We start from the raw sequence: 23,097 nt of genomic DNA, 5'->3' as shown, positions 1-23,097 counted from the left end.
GCTTAATCCAGACCCAGAACACCGCGTAATTGTGACAAGTCTTCCGCCAGCGTCGTGATTGGCCCTTTCAGCGCATTGCGATCGGCATCGGTCAGTTTGTCATAGGTTTCAAAACCGTCTTTGGTACGGTACTTGCTCAGAATGGTATCGACTTTTTTGAAGTTCGCATCCACCTTCGCCAGCAGTTCAGCATTGGATTTTTGTAACTGCGGACGCAGGAGATCGACAATTTTCTGCGCGCCATCGACGTTGGCCTGGAAATCCCACAGATCGGTATGGCTGTAGCGATCTTCTTCCCCACTGATTTTGCTGGCTGCGACTTCTTCGATCAGCCCAGCCGCGCCACCCACCACTTTAGACGGTGGGAAGGCCAGCTCGCTAATACGCGTTTGCAGCTCAAGGACATCGCGGTTTAACTGGTCGGCGTACTTCTCCATACCTTTGGTGGAATTGTCACCAAACAGCGCCTTTTCCAGACGATGGAAGCCGGTAAATTTCGGATCGGCGGCTTTTTGTTCGTAATCATCTTCCCGCGCATCGATGCTGCCATCGAGATCGGAGAACAGTTCAGCAATCGGTTCAATACGCTCGTAGTGCTGACGCGTTGGCGCATACAGGGATTTTGCTTTTTCCACATCACCGGCTTTAATCGCATCGGTGAAGGCTTTAGTACCCGCTACCAATTGCGCGGTTTCAGCCGTCACGTAGGCTTTGTACTCGGTAATCGCACCGCCCAGGCTCAACAGAGCATCACTGTGCGCGGCATCCGCTGTAGCGTTTCCTTTTACGATCAATTTGCCTTTCGGGTTGGTCAACAGACCGCAGGTCATATCATATTCGCCAGGCTGCAGGTTGGCCGTCATTTTCTGGCTAAAGCCCGGCGCAATGTTTTCGCGCTCTTCAACCACCATAACGCCTTTGAGGATCTCCCACTCCAGCGCTTTCTGGCTGTGGTTCTGGATGATGAACTGCGTTTTCCCGGCGTTAACCGTGATTGTCATCGGCTCACACTGTTTATCGTTAACCGTGACTTTCACCTGCGGAATATCGGCGGCTTGTGCAGAAAAAACGGATGCAAACAGCGCGGCAATACCTAACTGCAGCGCACTACGGCGAAAGTGAAGCGTCATAACCTGGCCCTTTAAATAAGTATGTTGTAACTAAAAAGTATTCTGCATCGCGTTTTTTTTAAGGTGCGGTACGCGATGCCGTAGTGCCTGAACGCGGCGGTAGTGCAAATATAATTAATGCCGGAATCAGGTAGATAAACCAGACAGCCACTTCACTCACGCTTGGCGCCTCCTGATAGCCGAAGATTCCTTCCATCAACGTGCCAAACAGCGAGTGCGTCGAAAGCACGCTGCTGATGTCAAATGCCACATTCTGAAAATGATTCCATAATCCGGCTTCGTGGAATGCGCGGATAGCCCCAGCAGCGAGTCCGGCGGCCACCAGCAAAATGAACAGACTGGTCCACTTGAAGAATGCCCCGAGATTAAGACGAATACCGCCGAGGTAAATCAGATAACCCAGTACCACCGCGGTGGCCAGCCCCAGCATCGCGCCCAGCGGCGGCCAGATGCCGACATCCTGCTGAAACGCCGCCAGCAGAAAGAACACCGACTCCAGCCCCTCGCGGGCGACGGCAAAAAAGACCATCATCACCAGAGCCCAGCCGTGATGGTTGCCGCGCTGTAACGCGTTATCGACAGCCTGTTCAAGCTGGACTTTGACGTTACGTGAAACTTTACGCATCCAGAACACCATCCAGGTGAGGATCACCACAGCAATGACCGCCACGATGCCTTCGAACAGCTCCTGCTCTTTTTGCGGAAATTCCCCGGTGGTTTCGTTGATGAAAATCCCTAACGCCAGGCATAACGCCGCCGCCAGCAAAACACCAATCCACATCACACCAATCCAACGACCACGCTGAGTCCGTTTCAGGTAGCTGGCAATCAGGCTGACAATCAGCGCGGCCTCTAACCCTTCGCGCAACATAATTAGAAATGGAACAAACATGCGAAGAACCCTTAAACGTTATTCTCAGTCAATTGATGCAAAGAAAAGTAAATTACAGTGATAGTGATTATCATTACAGGAAAGAAAAACTCAAGCAGAATGTTTTGAGAATGATGACTGAATGTAAAAGGTTAGGCAGGTAATGGTTATAGCGAGCTTGCAGCGTAGGTAATAAAAGCCCCCCACATGCGGCAATGTCATTAAGTTAACGCCTCTGTATCAGAAAGCATCAACCTGTATTCACGAAGGTAATGAACATGCTATTTCAGAGAAAGGATTCCGTTCACCTCATGTACATCGTTTCTCTGAAACACCGATTCCTGTGAACGTGTGAAGGGCGTTCTCCGCCACGCCCTTTACAATCCCGGCTCCCGGCGGGAAAATTGCCGCTCCGCGGTCCCCTCCGTTTATTCCTCCAGGCGACCGGGCCGGGCGCGAGGTAGCATCCCTGCAAAGCGCGCCCTGAGCCAGCATCCATGCTGGCTCTCCCGGCCTTACGGAAACACGTCGGCAATTTTCAGCCGTACCAGCCACACCTGACCTCCTGTGTTTTTATTTGAATATGTTGAACAGCAAAAAAGATTTTACTGAAAGTCAGAGCGTTGAAGCGATGACCCCGGTCCGGCTGAAAATCGATGAGGCGTTGACGGCTGACCGGGTCTGTCCGCAGGGATGCGGACAGAGGGGACGGCCTGCAGGGACGCAGGCTCGGCCCCGACCCGACAGGCAGACGGCATAAGACGAATGAATCGCGCAGCGACGATTTTCCCGCCGGGAGCCTGGGATGCAAGGGAGGCGGCGGTGAGCCTCCCTTGCACGTTCACAGGTATAGCGATATCAGAGAAGCAATGCACATAAGGTGAACGGAAACTAATTCAGGGTAAAACGTTCTCCATACATGCCTAACCGAACGGTATTGCGCACACAGCGGGCCTGAGGACAAAGGCAGATTATTCTGCCTGTAAACGAGACGGCGGCGCGGAGTGATAATGCGCGTCAGCCTCGGCAAAACGTTGCTGCATTGCGGTTGAAGGCGCTTTACCCAACAGACTAAAGACGACAATACCGATGCTGCCGAAAATAAAGCCAGGGATGATTTCATACAGACCCAGCCAGGCAAACTGCTTCCAGACGATTACCGTCACCGCGCCGATGATCATCCCTGCCAGCGCGCCGTTGCGGGTCATGCGCGACCACATTACCGAGAACAGAACCACCGGACCAAACGCCGCGCCAAAGCCAGCCCAGGCGTAGCTTACCAGACCCAGCACACGGTTCTCCGGGTTTGCCGCCAGCGCGATGGACACCAGGGCCACAACCAGCACCATGATACGACCAATCCACACCAGCTCTTTCTGGCTGGCATTTTTACGCAGGAACGCTTTGTACAAATCTTCGGTGATTGCGCTGGAACACACCAGCAACTGGCAGCTCAGGGTCGACATCACCGCCGCGAGAATCGCAGACAGCAGAATACCGGCAATCCACGGGTTGAACAGGATTTGCGCCAGTTCAATAAACACACGCTCAGCGTTCTGATTAACAGCACCTGCCAGCGACGGGTTGTTATTAAAGTAAGCGATACCGAAGAAACCAACGGCAACTGCGCCGCCCAAACACAGGATCATCCAGGTCATGCTAATGCGGCGTGCATGCACAATGCTATGGTGAGAATCTGCCGCCATAAAGCGCGCCAGAATATGCGGCTGGCCAAAGTAGCCCAGGCCCCAGCCCATCAGAGAAATGATGGCAACAAAATTCAGCCCTTTGAACATGTCTACGTTCTCAATGCTCTTTTGTTTAATCACTTCCAGCGAATCATCGAATCCACCCACGCCAATAATGACCATGACCGGCGTCAGGATCAGAGCAAAAATCATCAGGCTGGCCTGAACGGTATCAGTCCAGCTTACCGCCAGGAAACCACCAATAAAGGTGTAAATGATCGTCGCGGCCGCTCCCGCCCACAGCGCTGTTTCATAGCTCATGCCAAAGGTGCTTTCAAACAGACGCGCCCCTGCCACAATTCCTGAAGCACAATAGATGGTGAAAAACAGCAGAATAACCAGCGCGGAGATAATCCGCAGAATGCGGCTTTTATCTTCAAAGCGACCGGTAAAGTAATCCGGTAACGTCAGGGCATTATTATTGTATTCGGTGTGTACGCGTAAACGTCCGGCCACCAGCTTCCAGTTGATCCATGCGCCCAAAATAAGGCCGATGGCGATCCAGCTTTCTGAAATCCCCGACAGGAAAATCGCGCCAGGCAGACCCATCAGCAACCAGCCACTCATATCGGATGCGCCAGCAGATAACGCGGTCACGAATGGACCCAGGCTGCGTCCACCCAGAATGTAATCGTCAAAATTTTTGGTTGAACGCCATGCAATAAACCCTATCAATATCATGCCGAAAATATAGACACAGAATGTCACTAACATCGGTGTGCTAATAGCCATCAAAACTCTCCAAAATTATGTATCAGCAATGCCGTGGCTTGCCGTTTTATTACCCTGCCGGAACGTGGCAAAGATATCTATGTTTACCAGGCGACCGTATCCTGCCGGAAGCGATGGTCATTCACAATCGATTTAACACACCATTTACATCAAAATTGATCCAGAGTAGATAGCATTTTTCTGTAGGTTGCACTCTCTCACATTTTTTTTGGTTGCACCTTTGAAAAGTGTTAACTACCGCAGAGAAAAAGATTCCGTAATTTTTATTCTCCCTGTCACGAACCCCAACTTTATTAACATTTCATTCATTTTCAAGCTTGCAAACCACGTCACATTTAACACGGTTGCACAAAGTTGCAACATAGTGGATATTTCTCGGTAACTATCAGACCCGTATTTCAGTACAACAGGAGTAAACGGCATGGGAACCACCACGATGGGGGTTAAGCTGGATGACGCCACTCGCGAGCGTATTAAAACAGCCGCATCACGAATCGATCGCACACCGCATTGGCTGATCAAGCAAGCCATCTTTAATTATCTCGAAAGACTGGAAAATGACGATGCACTTCCTGAACTGCCGGCCCTGCTGGCGGGCGCGGCGAATGAGGGTGAAGAGTCAACCACGCCGCAGAATGAAACGCATCAGCCTTTCCTGGAATTTGCCGAACAAATTCTGCCGCAGTCTGTTTCCCGTGCGGCAATCACCGCCGCGTACCGCCGCGCCGAAACCGACGCCGTGCCGATGTTGATGGAGCAGGCACGTCTGCCGCAACCCATCGCCGAGCAGGCACATAAGCTGGCGTACGATCTGGCCGACAAATTGCGTAACCAGAAGACCGCCAGCGGTCGCGCCGGAATGGTACAAGGTTTATTGCAGGAGTTCTCCCTTTCTTCGCAGGAAGGCGTGGCGCTGATGTGTCTGGCGGAAGCCCTGCTGCGTATTCCCGATAAGGCAACCCGCGATGCGTTGATCCGCGACAAAATCAGCAACGGTAACTGGCAGTCGCACATTGGGCGTAGCCCGTCTCTGTTCGTTAACGCGGCGACCTGGGGACTGTTGTTTACCGGTCGTCTGGTTTCTACGCATAACGAAGCCAGCCTCTCCCGCTCGCTCAACCGTATTATCGGCAAGAGCGGCGAACCTTTAGTACGTAAAGGCGTCGACATGGCGATGCGCTTGATGGGCGAACAGTTCGTCACCGGGGAAACCATCGCCGAAGCGCTGGCTAACGCACGTAAACTGGAAGAAAAAGGTTTCCGCTACTCCTACGACATGCTAGGCGAAGCGGCGCTAACCGCCGCCGATGCCCAGGCTTATCTGGTTTCTTACCAGCAGGCGATCCACGCCATTGGTAAAGCGTCTAACGGACGCGGCATTTATGAAGGGCCTGGCATTTCGATCAAGCTGTCGGCGCTGCACCCGCGCTATAGTCGCGCGCAATATGACCGCGTGATGGATGAACTCTATCCGCGCCTGAAATCGTTGACACTGCTGGCCCGTCAGTACGACATCGGTATTAATATCGACGCCGAAGAGGCTGACCGACTGGAGATCTCCCTCGATCTGTTGGAAAAACTGTGCTTCGAACCCGAACTGGCGGGCTGGAACGGTATCGGCTTTGTTATCCAGGCCTACCAGAAGCGCTGCCCATTTGTTATCGACTATCTGATCGATCTCGCCACCCGCAGTCGCCGCCGCCTGATGATCCGTCTGGTTAAGGGCGCATACTGGGATAGCGAAATCAAACGTGCGCAAATGGACGGTCTGGAAGGCTATCCGGTTTATACCCGTAAGGTGTATACCGACGTTTCCTATCTGGCCTGTGCGAAAAAACTGCTGGCCGTACCGAATCTGATCTACCCGCAGTTCGCCACCCATAACGCCCACACGCTGGCGGCGATTTATCAGTTAGCAGGGCAAAACTATTATCCTGGTCAGTATGAGTTCCAGTGCCTGCACGGCATGGGTGAACCCCTGTACGAGCAGGTTACAGGCAAAGTCGCGGATGGCAAACTGAACCGTCCATGCCGTATTTATGCGCCAGTAGGTACGCACGAAACCCTGCTGGCGTACCTGGTGCGTCGTCTGCTGGAAAACGGTGCCAACACCTCGTTCGTCAACCGCATTGCTGACACCACTTTGCCGCTGGACGAACTGGTTGCTGATCCGGTCGAAGCCGTGGAAAAACTGGCGCAACAGGAAGGCCAGACAGGTTTACCGCATCCGAAGATTCCCCTGCCGCGCGACCTGTACGGTAAAGGCCGGGAAAACTCAGGCGGACTGGATTTGGCTAACGAACATCGTCTGGCCTCGCTGTCCTCTGCCCTGCTCAATAGCGCGTTGCAAAAATGGCATGCCAAACCGATTCTCGAGCAGCCGGTTGCTGACGGTGAAATGACCCCGGTGGTTAACCCGGCCGAGCCAAAAGACATTGTCGGCTACGTGCGTGAAGCGACTCACAGCGAAGTGGAACAGGCATTACAAAACGCCGTCAATAATGCGCCAATCTGGTTTGCGACGCCGCCACAAGAGCGCGCCGCTATTTTGCATCGCGCCGCCGTTCTGATGGAAGGCCAGATGCAGCAATTGATTGGCATTCTGGTGCGCGAAGCGGGTAAAACTTTCAGCAACGCCATTGCAGAAGTGCGCGAAGCGGTAGACTTCTTGCACTACTATGCAGGCCAGGTGCGCGATGACTTCGATAATGAAACCCATCGTCCGTTAGGCCCGGTGGTTTGTATCAGCCCGTGGAACTTCCCGCTGGCCATTTTCAGCGGACAGATTGCCGCCGCGCTGGCCGCAGGCAACAGCGTACTGGCAAAACCAGCGGAACAAACCCCGCTGATTGCCGCCCAGGGTATCGCTATTTTACTCGAAGCAGGCGTACCGCCAGGCGTGGTACAACTGCTGCCAGGCCAGGGCGAGACCGTCGGGGCGCAACTCACTTCCGATGAACGCGTACGCGGCGTGATGTTTACCGGCTCGACGGAAGTCGCCACGCTGTTGCAACGCAATATTGCGACCCGCCTTGATGCTCAGGGCCGTCCAATCCCACTTATCGCCGAAACCGGTGGCATGAATGCGATGATCGTCGACTCCTCAGCGCTGACGGAACAGGTGGTGGTCGACGTGTTGGCTTCTGCTTTTGACAGTGCCGGACAACGCTGCTCCGCGCTGCGCGTCCTGTGTCTGCAGGACGATATTGCCGACCACACGCTGAAAATGCTGCGCGGGGCGATGGCGGAATGCCGCATGGGTAATCCGGGTCGCCTGACTACCGATATTGGGCCGGTTATCGATGAAGAAGCCAAAGCCAATATTGAGCGCCATATTCAGGCCATGCGCGCCAAAGGACGTCCGGTATTCCAGGCCGTGCGTGAGAACAGTGACGATGCGCGGGAATGGCAAACCGGTACCTTTATCGCTCCGACGCTTATCGAGCTGGAAAGCTTCGATGAATTACAAAAAGAGGTGTTTGGTCCGGTACTGCACGTCGTGCGTTACACCCGTAACAATCTGGGCAGCCTGATTGAACAAATTAATGCCTCCGGCTACGGCCTGACGCTTGGCGTCCACACCCGTATCGATGAAACCATCGCTCAGGTCACCGGTTCAGCACATGTGGGGAACCTGTACGTTAACCGTAATATGGTTGGCGCCGTCGTCGGGGTGCAACCATTCGGTGGCGAAGGCTTGTCAGGAACCGGACCAAAAGCAGGTGGACCGCTGTACCTGTACCGCCTGCTGGCTAACCGCCCGGAGAATGCGCTGGGCATTACGCTTGCCCGTCAGGATGCAGACTATCCTGTCGATGCGCAGCTCAAGGCGGCTCTCGTGCAACCGCTGGAAGCCCTCACCGAATGGGCCGCCGATCGTCCGTCGCTGCGTGCGCTTTGCCAGCAGTTTGGCGAACTGGCGCAGGCCGGAACGCAACGTCTGCTGCCAGGACCAACCGGCGAACGCAATACCTGGACGCTGTTACCGCGCGAGCGCGTACTGTGTATCGCCGATGACGAGCAGGATGCGCTGGTACAGGTTGCCGCCGTGACTTCGGTGGGAAGCTTGATCCTGTGGCCGGATGATGCGTTCCATCGCGAACTGGCAAAACGTCTGCCAGTTGCAGTCTCCGGGCGGATTCAGTTTGCCAAAGCGGACAACATCGCCACGCAGCCGTTTGATGCCGTGATTTTCCATGGCGATTCCGATCAGCTTCGCGCGCTGTGTGAAGCGGTGGCGGCCCGGGAAGGGGCGATTGTGTCGGTTCAGGGCTTTGCCCGCGGCGAAAGCAATATCCTGCTTGAGAGGCTGTATATTGAACGCTCCCTGAGCGTCAATACCGCCGCCGCCGGAGGCAACGCCAGCCTGATGACAATCGGCTAAGGTTGTGGTTAATTAAGGCTCCGGTAACGGGGCCTTTTTTATGAAGTCAGAGGGAAACATGAAACGAATTTTACTGACATGTGCAGCGCTGCTGCTGAGCGGTCAGGCACTGGCAGATGACTGCGCCAACGCGAATAATCAAGCTGAAATGAACACCTGTGCGGCAGAGCAGTTTAAAGCGGCAGACGCCAAACTTAATGAAACGTATCAGAATGCGCTGAAGCGCGCCGCCCCGACCCAGCGCGATTTACTGAAAAAAGCGCAAACTTCGTGGATAACCCTGCGCGATGCAGACTGTGCGTTAATCAGTTCCGGTACCGAAGGCGGAAGCGTCCAGGCGATGATTTCCAGCCAGTGTTTAACGGATAAGACCAACGAGCGCGAAGCGTTTCTCGCCTCGCTTTTACAGTGTGAAGAAGGCGATTTAAGCTGTCCGCTACCGCCTGCCAGCTAACGCACGCGGATCCCTTCGATAATCATCCGCTGTACGCTCTCAACGGTCTGGTTAAAAAAGGCTTCATCACGCAGCGTTGCGCCCGTTACCGCCTCTACCTGTGGGGCAAAGTCTGCATAATGTTGTGTTGAAGCCCAAATCATGAAAATCAGATGGTGCGGATCGACAGGAGCCAGTTTCCCACTGCTTACCCATCCGGCAATCAACGCCGATTTATCATCAATCAGCGTTTTAAGATCACCCGTTAATTCAGCCATCAACAATGGCGCGCCCGCCAGCATCTCCATGCAGAATAACCGGGAAGCCTGCGGGTAATCGCGCGACACTTCCAGCTTAAGGCGAATGTATTCTTTAATGGCCACCAGCGGCGCAAAGTCTTCGCGAAACGCCTTCAGCGGTGCCAGCCAGATATCAAGAATTTGCCGTAAAACGGCAATATAAAGCACCTCTTTTGACGGGTAATAATAGAGCAGATTAGTTTTTGACACCCCCGCCTGCTCTGCCACCTGTTCCAGACGCGTACCGTGGATCCCATATTGGGAGAAGATATTTAATGCCGCGGTTAAAATAGCCTGACGTTTAGCATTGACGGCCTGCGAGCGTTTACCGTTTTTTTTCTCTGCGCGTTGGACCATGCGCCCTCTCCTTCTTGTGAGGGCGTCAGCATACCAAATCACACGGTGAATGGTTAAATTAAAGCGATTCAGGAGGCGCCGTCTGCGGCTGCGATTTTTTCTTCTTGAACTTCAGTTCGCTGACCAGCACGCCAACAATAATGAATGCTGCGCCTAACAAAGCCAGTAGCGGTAGGCGTTCACCCGCCAGACGACCAAAGATCCCCGCCCACACCGGCTCTCCGGTATAGATGACCGTCGCCCGCGTCGGCGAAACGCTGCGCTGCGCCCAGTTCATGGTGACCTGAATAATCGCGCTAAAAATGCCTAATCCCAGCGCGACCACCAGCAATCCTGTCGACATCGGCGGTACAGACTCTCCTGCCGGGGCCATGGCAATAAACGCCACCACAGAAGCGGTTGCCAGTTGCACCACCGTTACCCGACGCACATCTACTTTTCCTGCCCACGCGCTAATCAGAATAATTTCTGCCGCAATTGCCACCGCGCCCGCAAGCGTGATCCACTCACCTTCACCCAGCGCCAGTAAATTCCCCCCCGGCCCGGCAAGAAAAATCAACCCGATAAAGGCCAGTACAATCCCGACACACGGCATTAAACCTGGCATACGCCCCAGACACAGCCATTGCAACAGCGGCACCAGCGGTACATACATCGCGGTAATAAACGCCGATTTACTGCTGGGAATAAACTGCAAACCCCAGGTTTGCAGGCTATAGCCCAGCGCTATCGCAATGCCGATCGCCACGCCGGCTTTAACCTCCAGCCAGGTCAGCTTATGCAACGTTCGCCACGACAGAAGCGCAACGGCCAGCGCAGCAGTCGCAAAACGCACACCGACAAAGAAAAAGGGCCCGCTCAGAGTAACGGCATATTGCACCGCCAAAAACGTTCCACCCCAGAACATGGTGATCACAATGAGGATCGCCTCCTGAGGTTTAACAGAAAAGGAATAACGAGAAAGTAAAGACATGAGACACCCGATTAACAGAATGTCATTAGTCTGCGTTGCGTTTTGTTACAGTTCAACCTTGCAGACAAAAAAAACCGCCGGAAGATCCCGGCGGCGGTGGCTTCGTAACGGCTAAGATGAAACACGAGACCGTCACGACATAACTAACAGGCAATGCAATAATTACGATTTATTGTTGCCGTGGCTATTTTTGCCCCCTTTCTTGCCTGCTTCTGAAGCGCGTTGCGGGTCATTCTTAAAGTTGCCCCCGCTGTGCTGGCCACCTTTTCGACCTGCTTCTGATGCTCTTTCGCGGTCTTCCGCAAAGTTACCGGAACCGCCTCGATGGTTTGCCATTACTGACCTCCGTCATTGATTAGACATCATATTGCATAGGTACTGAGGAGTGATACCTCAACGCAGCGTCTGGGCGATGCCCTTGTTTTCGCTACGTGGAATTAAGCTTAGTGAAGACCGGCCTGTTGACCAGCAAACTGTAATATCCTGCAACAGGATCCGCCGCATAACCAAAATAATAACATCAAGAAATCAATAAGCCTTTCTTATGACTACCGAATTTCTCCCGGTTAAATATGTATCATTTTGCAACAAAAGAGGATGTTATAAAAATTGTTATAAATCAAAGAAGTGTTTGTGAAATTTGCACTCCTGACAGTACGTCATATCTTTATAGGTAGGTAGCGAATCGCTACGGACACGGTTAACTCGAGGAGTAGTGTAAAATGGCAAAAGTTCTGGTGCTTTATTATTCCATGTACGGACACATTGAAACTATGGCCCATGCAGTTGCAGAAGGCGCGAATAAGGTAGACGGCGCAGAAGTCATCATTAAGCGTGTACCGGAAACCATGCAGCCTGAGATTTTCCTCAAGGCGGGCGGTAAAACACAAAATGCACCAGTCGCCACCCCGCAAGAACTGGCTGATTACGACGCCATCATTTTTGGTACCCCGACACGCTTTGGCAATATGTCCGGCCAGATGCGTACCTTTCTCGACCAGACTGGCGGGCTGTGGGCTTCCGGCGCGCTGTACGGCAAACTCGCCAGCGTATTCAGCTCAACGGGGACCGGCGGCGGTCAGGAACAAACCATTACCTCAACCTGGACGACGCTTGCCCACCATGGGATGGTGATTGTGCCTATCGGCTACGCAGCGCAAGAGCTGTTTGATGTCTCACAGGTTCGCGGCGGTACGCCTTACGGCGCAACCACTATCGCCGGAGGCGACGGCTCCCGTCAGCCAAGTCAGGAAGAGTTGTCTATTGCCCGCTATCAGGGTGAATATGTCGCAGGTCTGGCAGTAAAACTCAACGGCTAATCTTCAACAGGAGGATTCGAATGCCAACTCAAGAAGCGAAAGCCCATCACGTCGGTGAATGGGCAAGTCTGCGCAATACATCGCCGGAAATAGCCGAAGCCATTTTTGAAGTCGCGCATTATGACGAGAAACTGGCGGAAAAAATTTGGGAAGAAGGTAGCGATGAGGTGCTCATCAAAGCCTTTGAGAAAACAGACAAAGATTCGCTCTTTTGGGGTGAACAGACTATCGAACGCAAAAACGTCTAGCGCTCTGACTCCCCCGCTCGCACGGGGGAGTTTTTCTTTTACTTCGCCGCCTCATTCAACACGCTATCGAACTTATCGATCGGGCAAAAGCCGTTCGCATCTATCGGACACCCTTTCAGCTCCAGGGTCACGCGCTGCGCCGGGGATTTCAGCGTCAGGACATCCGCATTACGCAGTTGCTGCGAGCTTTGATAGACATATTCGATTTTCATCAGATCACGATTCGCCTTGCTGTCATGCCAGCGCTGGAAGACAATCTTCCCGCCGATCGGCGTACGCTCGTTCTGATCGTGAAGCTGGTACGGTTTGAAATCCAGCGCGGTGAGCAGCGAAGCAATGTTTGAGTCATGCCCCACCAGCACGGTTATTTTCGGCGCTTTCGCGCGTTCGGTAACCAGCGCATTATCAATATATTTCACCAGCGGTTTGGCGACGTTCTGCGCAACTTCCGGCGAGGTGAACAGGCTGTCCTGATAGCCATTTTTCAGCTTCGACAGCACCTTCCACTGTTGATCGGACTTAATTTCCCCCCAGGCGACCTGGTCCATCGGGAAACCTTCGTAATATTGCAGCGTAAAAGCATCGACCAGCGAGTTCCCCACCTTTAATGGTCCTGACACCCCCGGCTCCTGCTGGTATTTGGCGCTGAACGTATCTTTGGCGTCGGTCAGGGAACACTGCTGTTTTTCTTTGCAGGACGGCGAGTCTTTGTAGTCGGTCATTTGCTCAAGCAATTGATAGCTGTCGCTGAGCTGCATTTTGCTGCGCTCTTTTTCCATCGCCTGGACGGCCTGCTGGCTGAAGGCGGCAGAATCATCGGTGATCACCGGGTTAAAGGTGGGATCCATGGTACCCATTTTTTCCTGATGATGAACTGGAACGTCACACCCCGGGAATGCGCCAGTGACAAAGAACTGCGCCGTAGCAACCGTACGCTGCAGGCTATTCGCATAGGTATAGACCGTGTCCGGAGCCGGACATTCGCCCGTTTTCACCATCCCTTGCTCTGCCAGCCACTCACGCATGTAGTGACCCATATAGACTTCCAGCACGCCGCCTTTGGTGGTGAGTTGCCCGCCTGGAACATCCCATTCCGGCCATTGTTTAGGCGTGGACTGCTCAAGAACGCTGCCGTTATTGGCTAAAGGTGCACGTAAGTTATGCCGACTCATCATCAATACTTGCTGAAGCTGGTAGCCTTCCGGCGCGGTCTGCGCGTACGCGGCGCCTGACACTAATACAGCCCCTGCCACGGCTGCGGCGATTAACGATTTATTCATCCCTACGACCTCTTGTTGTTATCAATCACAACAGAGTGTGACAGAAACAGGACATTTTTCCGGGAACGCTTTCGCAAAACAGGGCATCTACCGTGTTGTTTTAATACCGAACTCGCTGTTGAGTTTGCGGATCCCTAGCGGAGTAAAGGTGACATGGCGACTACCGGTCTGCGTTTTAATCCACTTTTGTTCGGTAAACCAACGTAGCAGCGTTGCGCCAAGCACGCCGCCAGGATGGTAACGTCGCTCACTCCAGTCCAGACAACCGCAGGCTAATTTCCGCCGTGCTGAGCCAGTAAAGAGGACGATCCCCATTTCCGTCAGCTTTTCCTGCCCGAGTTCAGTTAGCGTTTCACCATCCGGCGTTAACCACTGACGGGAAACGAACGTATCAAACAGTCTCACCGCCACTTCTCCGGCGAGATGGTCGTAGCAGGTGCGGGCATGCCGCAAGCTCAGGGGCGTGGTGATTTTTCGAGGGGTAGATGTCGCCCACGCCACCCCCATCAGTCGTTCCAGCAGCTCAGCAATCTCTGTGCCTGCGAGGCGAAAATAACGATGCCTTCCCTGAGCGAGCGCCACCACAAAATGTTGTTCGCACAAACGCGCCAGGTGCGCGCTGGCGGTCGAAGCGGATACATCCGCGACAGCGCTGAGTTCGGTCGCGGTCCAGGCGCGGCCATCCATCAGCGCACACAGCATACGCGAGCGCGATTTATCGGCCATGACTGCCGCAGTGAGCGCCATGCACGACTCCAGTTCGCCCTCTTCTTCCTTTAACATCACCGATGCCATAGTGACCTCGTTGGCCCTGAATATCTGAATTAACGATGCCATGAAAGCGCGCTTAAGTCACCGAAGGGTCACACCGCACGTAACATCATCTCCACACCCAGTCCGAGCAGACACAACAGAAAACAGCGTTTAAACACCAGCGGTGAAATAACCCGACGTACGCGGGTCCCCATCCACTGACCAATCAGCGCAGGAACAATGGCCAACGCCGATAAGCTCAGCGACTGTGCAGGCAGCGCATTGTGCCACCACAGACCAAGCGCCAGTGCCAGCGTTGAAAATGTGAAAGAGATCCCCAGCGCCTGCACCAGTTCATCTTTATCAAAACCCAGAGATTGGATCCAGGGCACCGCAGGCATCACAAATACGCCGGTTCCGCCGGTCAGCAAGCCGGTAACGAATCCAATAACGAGGGAGTACGGTTTTTCACGGTGCGCGGCCACCGCGATCTTCTTGCCCGCCAACGTCCAGATGGCGTAAGCCACCAGCGCTACGCCGAGCGCAAACTGGGTACGGGCCGTGTCGCCGCCGGTAATCCAGGCACTGGCAAGCAGGGTCGCTACCACCACCATCAACAGCATTGGCCACAGCCGCTTGAGTAATCTGCGCGTATTACCACCGCCGCCAAACTGGAATAAATTACTTATAAGTGAGGGTAATAGCAGCATTGCCGCTGCGGCAACCGGCGAAATAAGCGATCCGAGGATTCCCATCGCCACGGTGGGTAACCCCATACCGGTGACGCCTTTCACCATGCCTGCGAGGACAAATGTCGCGGCAATCATCATTACCAGAGAAGGTCCAAACGCTACAGAACTCGTCATGTTGCATTTTCCTGCAAAGAGAAGGTGACCTATTCTGAACACCAATCACCCTGCTTGCTTCGCCAGACAACGAAATATGTCCTCCCGTTTTAGCGACGGCAGCATAAAAAATGCCGGGTTTCCCCGGCACCGATTATCAGAACGTTTTCGCCCACCACAGCCGAAGCTTCATGCCCCAGTAGCTGGTCCAGCCGCTGGTTGTAGACATCACCCGGCCTTGCGACATCACCACCAGCGTGGGCGTGACGCTGACTGCCCAACTGTGGGAAATGGCCCCGTTTGCATCATTGATGACCGGAAAGTCCACGCCTTTTCGCGACAGCCAGCGGGATACCTCGGCTTCATTACCGGAGCGTAGCGCAATGGTCATCACGTTTTCCCCTTCCGAACGTAGCCTGGCGACTTCCGGCGTCGTGAAGCGACACACGCCGCACCAGCTTGCCCAGAAATAGAGCAATACCGGCTCGTTTTGACTCAGCGCCGCCAGCGTGACGGTTTCACCATCCAGCGTTTGTAAAGGCGTACTGTCAAACGAGGCGGGGAGCTGTGGCGCACGCCAGGCATCCATCAGCAGCATCACACCGGCTAACAACGCCAGTAAGATCACCCCTTCGCGCAGCCAGCGGCGCAGCTTACTGACCATTGGCTGCCGCCAGTTTTTCTTTTACGACTTCCTCAAGCGTTTCCCACGGTACCGCGCCGGGAATGAGTTCATCGCCAATAATCGTTGCAGGAGTACCTTGCACCCCGACCAGTCGCGCCAGTTGCAGATTCGTACTCAGCGTTTCAGCACTTTGCGCGTCCAGCGTCACCGGAGTGGCGCCCGCTTTTTCCTGGGCCTGCTTGATACTCACGTCAGTATGATAGCCCTTCTTCTGCATCAGCTTTTCATGCAGCGCCAGAAACTGCTGCGGATACTGATGCCAGGTGGTCAGCACGGTCCGCGCCGCCAGTTCCGAACTTTCCCCTTTAAATGGCAGGGGTTTAATGACCACCGCCACATCAGGATATTTCTGCACAATTTTCTCCAGCATCGGATCGAGCTGTTTGCAGTATGGACAATTGTAATCGGTAAAGTTTATCAGCGTCAGTTTCGCCTGCTTTGCACCAATACGTGGACTGTTGGGATCGTTAAACAGGGCTTCCTGGATAAGCGCTTCGATTTGCTTTTCCTGTTCCGGGGTAAATGGCGCAGGCTCTTTCGCCACGCTGACGACGGAAAACAGGGTTAACAGCAGAACAATCATCATCTTCATGGGGTGACTCCTTTGGCATCATTCAACGTTTGCAGTACCGCATCGCGGGTTAACAACGTTGGCAACGCCTGACCTTCCGGCAGACCGGGGCCATAAATTTGGTTATACGGCACAGCAACCTGGCCGCGTTTTTTCAGAAATTCGGTGATGGCTTCAGAAGGGAGCGTCCAGTCGCCGCGCAGCGCCACCACATCCGGCTGTTGCAACGCGGCCTGGACGTCATCTTTATGCAAAACGTTGTATTTATTTACCTTACAGGTAATGCACCAGTCCGCTGTGACGTCAATAAACACACGTTTGTGTTGCGCCAACGCCTCTTCAATTGCCTGCTCGCTAAGCGGCTGCCAGTTGACGCTCTCTTTAGCGCTACTTTGCCCTGCCAGCCCTAAATGCGGGAGCAGCAATGTCGCAAGCCAGATAGCCGAACCCAGCATCATCACGCCGAGCAGACGCCGCAGGATATTCATCCAGCGCCCCGGCCGCGGCAGGCGCAGCGCCAGACCGGGACGCAGGGCCACCAGCAGCCACGGCAGGCTCATCCCCAGACCCAGCGCGATAAACAGCCCCCACAGCGTCGGTAATGAGGCCGTCAGCGCCACCGCCACCGCCGTTCCCAGAAACGGGGCACTGCACGGCGTGGCGAGCAGGGTCGCAAATGCACCTTGCCAGAAATGCCCCGACAGACCGTTGCCGCCGTGAGTCGCCAGCGAGGTGGTCATCGCCGAAGGCAAGCGGAATTCAAACCACCCGAACAGGCTGGCGCTAAACGTCAGCATCACCAACACCATAACGCCAATGAACCACGGATTCTGGAACTGGATCCCCCAGCCAAGCGCCTGATTGGTTAACCGCAGTACCGTCATCAATAGCGCCAGAGCCATAAAGGAGACCAGTATTCCGGCTACCGATGCGAGGAACTGACGACGAATCTGGCGGCGGCTTTTTTCCTCGACCAGTAAAATCGAACCCAACTTCATGCCCAGCACCGGTAACACGCAGGGCATCAGGTTGAGAATCAACCCGCCCAATAGCGCCATTAGCGCCACCTGCCACAGCGGGAGTGAGGCGTTATCACTGGCTGGCGCTTCACCAATAACAAGACGGCTTTCCTGCGCCACGCCGTTATCAGCCAGAACCAGCGTGACCGACTTACCGCGCAGATCCGGCGCACCTTCCCCCCAGCCATCATGTACAGGTACCGTGGCGCGTAGCGTTTCCCCGTCAACCTGGATTTGCGGCATACCAAAATCCGCATCATCTACGGCATCCAGATACAGCCCAGGCGCAGTCCAGCCTGCGGCGCGCTGCGCCTCAACGACCAGCTCTCCGGCACGCGCTCCGGCATGAAGAGAATCAGTCAGGCCACTGGCGAGCGGGATCTGCCCCATCGCCTGAGCGTAGTCATGCGCAAAAGTCGGATCCTCGGCGGTGGGCGTTACGGAAAAGGGGAAATCCGTCAACAGGCAAACGTTGCTACAGGTGGATAGCGTCAACACGCCGCTAAGCGTGGCGGGCGATCTACCGCGCACCATCATCGGGAACGTCACCCGATCGTGATACCCCTGGGTGGTGATATTGGCGACCTCAAAACGCGCAGGGGTTGGCCAGAACCAGTCAACCGTGGGCATTTCGCCCTTCCAGGCGATAGACGGCGCGACGCCCCCCTCCCCCGGCGAACGCCAGTAGGTTTTCCAGCCATCTTCCAGTTTAACATCCAGCAGCAGACGGGTTTCACCGGCGACTGACGTATCGGCGCGTAATCGCACACTGGCGTGATCGTTATCGGGTGAACGTAGCCAGCCGGGTTCAGCCGCCCAGGATACGGGCAGCCAGAGTAATAACAGACAGAGCAGCGCCTGCCTGAAAACAGTCATCATAGTTTTTCTCCGTGAATAATTATCTAACAGTCAGCAACGGCTGTTCTGTCATTCACGGAAGACGCAAAATCGGAGATGTACCCTAAGAGTGGGCGGTGAGATGGCTCGCGGTGGGAAAAAAGGTAAACGAAACGCCCGCACAGGTGCCAGCAGCGACAGCAGCAGACACAGCGCCAGAATAATGCCCTCAAACAGTACCGGTGGCGCAGCCAGTAACGACTTCGCACTCAGTTCACATGGCGTAACCGGGGTAGCCTCATCAGGTTGCGCTTGTTCGCTTGTGACAACGTTTGGAGCAACGGTGTTCATCTGCAACGCATGCAGGCCCGCCATGCGCTGCGCGGTGCAAACCATCACCACAACACATGCCAGACAGAGGAACCACCATCCCAGCCGTTGACGTTTCGCCATTCTACCCTCACTGATTGATGCGGGTTATCTTAACCACTCGCCAGGTTTTAGCAACCTTTGCGCTGTAAAGTTATGTCCTGCTATTTGAAGGTTATACACACCCTCGCGCAATAAACACGCTATACGTGAAATGATTACCAATCATATTTTCAGCATTATTTATTACAGTATAACATTGCGAATCAAATACCCATTAAAATGTCACGCCAGTTATTATTCATTATTTATAAAGGATACCCGATAACATTTCACATCAGCAGAAAACAAGACACCTCGAATGTACCGCCATGTATTGATGCGTAAATGAAAGTAAGGGTCAGCACATTTGCAATGTGAATATCGTATTATAGCGAAACGCAATGGACACAGGTTCATTTCAAGAACAACTTGTTTAATAAATGTTATTTAGAGTATATGGAAATGAAAAAATATTTATTACCCCTGATTGGATTACTTTTCACAGTTAGCGCTCAGGCCGCAACATTTACCGACGGCAAAGAATTTATCTCACTTGAGAAACCTGTCGCTACAGCACCGGCGGCGCTGAAGTTTTTCTCGTTTTACTGCCCTTCATGCTATCAATATGATGAAGTGTTTAAAGTGACTGATAACGTGAAAAAAGTTCTGCCTGCTGATGTCAAACTCACCGAGTATCACGTCGACTTTTTAGGCCCTTTGGGGCAAGACATGACGCATGCCTGGTCCGTCGCCATTCTCCTGAACGTGCAGGACAAAGTGAAACCATTGTTGTTTGATGCCGTGCAGAAAAAACAAACGATTAAGACAGCAGACGATATTCGTAACGTATTTATCAACGCCGGTGTTAGCGCCAGCGATTATGATGCCGCGTGGAATAGCTTTGCTGTGAAATCGCTCACCGCTAAACAACAGGAAATGGCTAAAGCTGTAGATTTAAAAGGTGTGCCTGCCATTTTTATTAACGGTAAATATATGATCAATCCGAAGGGGCTGAAATCAGATGACCTTAATTCTTTCGTACAGAACTATGCAGATACGGTCCGCTTCCTGATCACCAAATCCTGATATTTCGCTAACCCGACTATTCGCACCACACAACAGACGCCACAACCTTGTAAAGCGCTGTTGGTGGTGCGACTCCATTGTTTATAACGATATCCTTTCTTCCCGGTTGGCATTCGCCGTTATCAGGATTACCCTAAACTTAGCGGTGACACCTTTTGTCAGGGTTCACCTTCTGCAAGTGTTGATTTACACGAGAGAACGCTATGGAATTAAAGGATTATTACGCCATTATGGGCGTGAAACCGACAGACGATCTCAAGACAATCAAGACCGCCTATCGTCGACTCGCCCGTAAATACCATCCTGATGTCAGCAAAGAGCCTGACGCAGAAGCCCGGTTCAAAGAGGTCGCTGAAGCCTGGGAAGTACTGAGTGATGAACAGCGACGCGCCGAGTACGACCAGTTGTGGCAGCACCGCAACGACCCTCAGTTCAACCGTCAATTCCAGCAAGGAGAGAACAAAAACTACAGCGCCGAAAATTTCGACGATATTTTCTCCTCCATTTTTGGTCAGCATGCACACCACACGCGACAGCGCCATGCCAGCCGCGGACACGATATTGAAATTGAAGTTGCCGTATTCCTCGAAGAAACGCTCACTGAGCATAGCCGCACTATCAGTTACAACCTGCCGGTTTACAATGCCTTCGGTATGGTTGAACGGGAAATTCCCAAAACGCTGAACGTTAAAATCCCGGCAGGCGTGGGCAACGGTCAGCGTATCCGTTTGAAAGGCCAGGGTACCCCTGGTGAAAACGGAGGACCGAACGGTGATTTGTGGTTGGTGATTCATATCGCACCGCACCCACTGTTTGATATCGTCAATCAGGATCTGGAAGTTGTCGTTCCCGTAGCACCGTGGGAAGCCGCTTTGGGCGCGAAAGTGACCGTACCTACGCTGAAAGAAAGCATCCTGTTAACCATCCCTGCGGGCAGTCAGGCCGGGCAGCGGTTACGCATTAAGGGCAAAGGTCTGGTGAGTAAAAAACATACCGGCGATTTGTACGCGGTGATCAAAATCGTGATGCCGCCGAAACCTGACGACGCCAGCGCCGCTCTGTGGCAACAGCTGGCAGATGCACAAAAGACCTTTGATCCGCGCAAAGAGTGGGGGAAAGCATAATGGCTAATGTCACCGTCACCTTTACCATTACCGAATTTTGCCTGTACACCGGTGTATCAGAAGAGGAACTGCATGAGATTGTCGGCTTAGGTGTGATTGAACCCCATGAAGACGAGACCTTTGACGATCATGCCCTGACCGTAATGCGACGCGCAATGCGTCTGCGCCAGGAGCTGGAGCTTGACTGGCCGGGAATCGCCGTTGCGCTGACGTTGTTAGAAGAGAACGCGCAGTTGCGTCAGGAAAACCGCGTGTTGCGCCAGCGCCTGTCTCGCTTTATCAGCCATCCGTAGTACGTTGGGGTCAGCATCGCGCTGGCCCTTTTATGATCCAGTGTCCGCGCTTAATGACATTGCTCAGCGAATGGCATACAGTCAGAATAAGAAATATCTCCAACCATAAGACGTTAGGCCATGCAGCTTAAACCCCTCACTAAAGGTCGTTTTCACAATATCTGGCAGCAGGATGATGCCTTAATCGAGAAAATATTCCAGGAGTTGCTCTCTGAAACTCAGATTATCCTGGAAGATGAATATCTCTATCGCCAGGGACAAATTGTTGATCGACTGATTATGGTGCAGTCGGGCAGAATTTCTTTGCGCTACAGCGCTGAGAATGGGCGTCGTTTTCAACTGGGCGCAATGGAATGTGATGAACAACTGTTTGGAGAAATGGAGTTTTTTACCGGTTACCGCTGCCAACTGGATATCGTAGCCGAAGAGCCGCTGACCGTAGCAGTGTGCAGCTGTGAACGCCTGGAAGAGGCGCTGAACCAACACCCCAGACTGGCGATATTTTTCGCCAGCGCGATGGCCGTTGACTATCAGGATATGTTAGAAATTTTCCTGCACCGGATGCTCTACCCAATCGTACACAACGTAGCGTACGACCTGTATCGCCAGCATCAGAACAAGCAACCGATGGATGGTTTTCATAAAAAATATCAGGAAGCGGAGCGATTCGGCACGACCGACAGGGTATATCGACGGGCGGTAAAAGCGTTGACGGATGCCGGGCTGGTAACGCGTACGAAACAAGGTCTGGAAATTAAGGATCTGGAAGGTTTACGCCAATTTCTCGGTAACGACATCATTGACTGACACACCAACCATTCTGAGTGTTGGTGTGCCGTCGGGTCGCTATCAGAACTTATAGGTGAGGTTGAAGTAGTGCCCAAGACCGGTGGTGCGCCCTGCTCCACCGTGATTTTCCATCAATGCCATATTGCGGAAATACTTCAATCCATAACCTACCGCATAGTGCTCTGAATGCCAGTAAATTCCGTTATACCATTCAATCGCGTTATTGCTATACAGCGGCTGGTTAGCAATCTTGTTAGCGGCAAACTGATAGTCAAAATATCCCTGATAGTTGAGATAGCTGCCGTTAGCGAAGGTATAGAACGGCGTCGACCAGTTGGTCGAGAACATGTAACCATCCCACTTGCCTTCGTTATCCGCGCCATAGTTTTCACGAACATAGTGGGCATAGATGTTCATTCCCACCATACCAAACCATGGGACCTTAACATCCGTACCTAAACCGACATAATGTTCAAACAATTCCCGATCGCCGATGTTATTCACCGTCGCGATATAAAATTCGTTAAATGGGCCAACGGATAAATCTTTATTGAAAATAGCATCCAGGGAAAACCGTGGAGATATCTTGGCGAAGAAGTTATCACCACCGTGACGGTCGTCCTGCTTGCTGTCTAAAATATCAAAGAAATCGACATAACCATACAGATCGATAATTCCGGAACGTGCACCGAACTCCAGTTCCAGATAGGTGTCATTACGAATACCATACGGTACTTTCGCATCCACACTTTGCATTAAATTCAATTGCATCCAGTTAAAATCATTTTTACGAATATTGCCATCGGTATAATCAGCCGCAAGTGCTTGCGTACAGCTGATAGCAATTACAGTGCCCAGAACTGTTTTTTTAAGCATTGATATTTTTTTCTTCAGCATTTTCAATTCCTTT

Annotated in this window: 22 protein-coding genes; 8 read left to right on the top strand and 14 right to left on the bottom strand. The window is 53.1% G+C overall.

What is annotated here, in order from left to right; genetic code table 11:
* Nucleotides 1-2: 2 nt before the first annotated feature.
* From efeO to putP, 3 genes are all read right to left on the bottom strand, one after another.
* Nucleotides 3-1,130 carry an iron uptake system protein EfeO gene (efeO, locus tag FDX14_RS08150; protein ID WP_042309402.1) on the bottom strand — a complete coding sequence of 376 codons (1,128 nt, stop codon included), beginning with the start codon at nt 1,128-1,130 and terminating at the stop codon, nt 3-5.
* A gap of 58 nt (nt 1,131-1,188) precedes the next feature.
* Entirely contained in the window at nt 1,189-2,022 is an 834-nt protein-coding gene (gene efeU / locus FDX14_RS08145; RefSeq protein ID WP_042309404.1) for an iron uptake transporter permease EfeU, read from the bottom strand.
* A gap of 950 nt (nt 2,023-2,972) precedes the next feature.
* Nucleotides 2,973-4,481 carry a sodium/proline symporter PutP gene (putP, locus tag FDX14_RS08135; RefSeq protein ID WP_038639556.1) on the bottom strand — a complete coding sequence of 503 codons (1,509 nt, stop codon included), beginning with the start codon at nt 4,479-4,481 and terminating at the stop codon, nt 2,973-2,975.
* A 421-nt stretch (nt 4,482-4,902) separates the two neighbouring features.
* Here putP and putA point away from each other — a divergent pair, with 421 nt between their 5' ends.
* Both putA and FDX14_RS08125 read left to right on the top strand, forming a co-directional pair.
* Entirely contained in the window at nt 4,903-8,865 is a 3,963-nt protein-coding gene (gene putA / locus FDX14_RS08130; protein WP_085048550.1) for a trifunctional transcriptional regulator/proline dehydrogenase/L-glutamate gamma-semialdehyde dehydrogenase, read from the top strand.
* A gap of 58 nt (nt 8,866-8,923) precedes the next feature.
* The gene (locus FDX14_RS08125) at nt 8,924-9,319 is read left to right on the top strand and encodes a lysozyme inhibitor LprI family protein (RefSeq protein ID WP_137349321.1); all 396 of its coding nucleotides are present in this window, start codon (nt 8,924-8,926) and stop codon (nt 9,317-9,319) included.
* Here the strand turns inward: FDX14_RS08125 and rutR are convergent.
* The 3 genes from rutR to FDX14_RS08110 all read right to left on the bottom strand — a co-directional run bounded on the left by rutR (nt 9,316) and on the right by FDX14_RS08110 (nt 11,263).
* The gene (gene rutR, locus FDX14_RS08120; protein ID WP_042314113.1) at nt 9,316-9,954 is read right to left on the bottom strand and encodes an HTH-type transcriptional regulator RutR; all 639 of its coding nucleotides are present in this window, start codon (nt 9,952-9,954) and stop codon (nt 9,316-9,318) included. The genes FDX14_RS08125 and rutR overlap by 4 nt on opposite strands.
* A gap of 58 nt (nt 9,955-10,012) precedes the next feature.
* Nucleotides 10,013-10,927 (bottom strand): DMT family transporter, encoded by a 915-nt coding sequence (locus FDX14_RS08115; protein ID WP_042314115.1) that lies wholly within the window; start codon nt 10,925-10,927, stop codon nt 10,013-10,015.
* Nucleotides 10,928-11,089: 162 nt separating this feature from the next.
* Nucleotides 11,090-11,263 (bottom strand): con-10 family general stress protein, encoded by a 174-nt coding sequence (locus FDX14_RS08110; RefSeq protein ID WP_003036022.1) that lies wholly within the window; start codon nt 11,261-11,263, stop codon nt 11,090-11,092.
* 386 nt (nt 11,264-11,649) lie between these two features.
* Between FDX14_RS08110 and wrbA the strand changes: the two genes are divergently transcribed.
* Nucleotides 11,650-12,246, top strand: coding sequence for an NAD(P)H:quinone oxidoreductase (gene wrbA / locus FDX14_RS08105; protein WP_003036019.1), 597 nt, complete (start codon nt 11,650-11,652; stop codon nt 12,244-12,246).
* Between the two features lie 20 nt (nt 12,247-12,266).
* On the top strand, nt 12,267-12,494 hold the full coding sequence (locus FDX14_RS08100; RefSeq protein ID WP_038639537.1) for a YccJ family protein: 228 nt from the start codon (nt 12,267-12,269) through the stop codon (nt 12,492-12,494).
* A gap of 38 nt (nt 12,495-12,532) precedes the next feature.
* Here FDX14_RS08100 and agp read toward each other — a convergent pair whose 3' ends face one another.
* The 7 genes from agp to FDX14_RS08065 all read right to left on the bottom strand — a co-directional run bounded on the left by agp (nt 12,533) and on the right by FDX14_RS08065 (nt 18,937).
* Nucleotides 12,533-13,774, bottom strand: coding sequence for a bifunctional glucose-1-phosphatase/inositol phosphatase (gene agp / locus FDX14_RS08095; RefSeq protein ID WP_042314118.1), 1,242 nt, complete (start codon nt 13,772-13,774; stop codon nt 12,533-12,535).
* An 87-nt stretch (nt 13,775-13,861) separates the two neighbouring features.
* Entirely contained in the window at nt 13,862-14,569 is a 708-nt protein-coding gene (locus FDX14_RS08090; RefSeq protein WP_137349320.1) for an ArsR/SmtB family transcription factor, read from the bottom strand.
* 68 nt (nt 14,570-14,637) lie between these two features.
* Nucleotides 14,638-15,393 carry a sulfite exporter TauE/SafE family protein gene (locus FDX14_RS08085; RefSeq protein ID WP_137349319.1) on the bottom strand — a complete coding sequence of 252 codons (756 nt, stop codon included), beginning with the start codon at nt 15,391-15,393 and terminating at the stop codon, nt 14,638-14,640.
* A gap of 136 nt (nt 15,394-15,529) precedes the next feature.
* A complete protein-coding gene (locus FDX14_RS08080) occupies nt 15,530-16,036 on the bottom strand; it encodes a protein disulfide oxidoreductase (RefSeq protein ID WP_042314123.1) in 507 nt (168 codons plus the stop codon).
* Complete coding sequence (locus tag FDX14_RS08075) at nt 16,026-16,649, bottom strand: DsbA family protein (RefSeq protein WP_042314125.1); 624 nt, start codon at nt 16,647-16,649, stop codon at nt 16,026-16,028. The genes FDX14_RS08080 and FDX14_RS08075 overlap by 11 nt, the downstream gene beginning before the upstream one ends.
* The gene (locus tag FDX14_RS08070) at nt 16,646-18,526 is read right to left on the bottom strand and encodes a protein-disulfide reductase DsbD family protein (protein ID WP_137349318.1); all 1,881 of its coding nucleotides are present in this window, start codon (nt 18,524-18,526) and stop codon (nt 16,646-16,648) included. The genes FDX14_RS08075 and FDX14_RS08070 overlap by 4 nt, the downstream gene beginning before the upstream one ends.
* A 48-nt stretch (nt 18,527-18,574) precedes the next feature.
* Nucleotides 18,575-18,937: a copper resistance protein gene (locus tag FDX14_RS08065; protein ID WP_137349317.1), complete on the bottom strand. Its 363-nt coding sequence runs from the start codon at nt 18,935-18,937 to the stop codon at nt 18,575-18,577.
* A gap of 420 nt (nt 18,938-19,357) precedes the next feature.
* On the opposite strand from FDX14_RS08065, the gene dsbA reads away from it, so the two are divergent.
* The 4 genes from dsbA to FDX14_RS08045 all read left to right on the top strand — a co-directional run bounded on the left by dsbA (nt 19,358) and on the right by FDX14_RS08045 (nt 22,205).
* Entirely contained in the window at nt 19,358-19,981 is a 624-nt protein-coding gene (dsbA, locus tag FDX14_RS08060) for a thiol:disulfide interchange protein DsbA (protein WP_042314130.1), read from the top strand.
* Between the two features lie 203 nt (nt 19,982-20,184).
* Entirely contained in the window at nt 20,185-21,105 is a 921-nt protein-coding gene (cbpA, locus tag FDX14_RS08055) for a curved DNA-binding protein (protein WP_042314132.1), read from the top strand.
* The gene (cbpM, locus tag FDX14_RS08050) at nt 21,105-21,398 is read left to right on the top strand and encodes a chaperone modulator CbpM (protein WP_042314134.1); all 294 of its coding nucleotides are present in this window, start codon (nt 21,105-21,107) and stop codon (nt 21,396-21,398) included. The genes cbpA and cbpM overlap by 1 nt, the downstream gene beginning before the upstream one ends.
* Before the next feature lie 120 nt (nt 21,399-21,518).
* Nucleotides 21,519-22,205 carry a Crp/Fnr family transcriptional regulator gene (locus FDX14_RS08045; protein ID WP_042314136.1) on the top strand — a complete coding sequence of 229 codons (687 nt, stop codon included), beginning with the start codon at nt 21,519-21,521 and terminating at the stop codon, nt 22,203-22,205.
* A 42-nt stretch (nt 22,206-22,247) separates the two neighbouring features.
* Here the strand turns inward: FDX14_RS08045 and FDX14_RS08040 are convergent, their stop codons facing one another.
* The gene (locus tag FDX14_RS08040; RefSeq protein WP_042314138.1) at nt 22,248-23,084 is read right to left on the bottom strand and encodes a nucleoside-specific channel-forming Tsx family protein; all 837 of its coding nucleotides are present in this window, start codon (nt 23,082-23,084) and stop codon (nt 22,248-22,250) included.
* Nucleotides 23,085-23,097: the final 13 nt, after the last annotated feature.

Source organism: Citrobacter sp. wls710 (assembly GCF_005281115.1).
Classification (GTDB): Bacteria; Pseudomonadota; Gammaproteobacteria; order Enterobacterales; family Enterobacteriaceae; genus Citrobacter; species Citrobacter werkmanii.
Note: the sequence above shows the minus strand (reverse complement) of the source record. Positions and strands in the feature narration are given on the sequence as shown.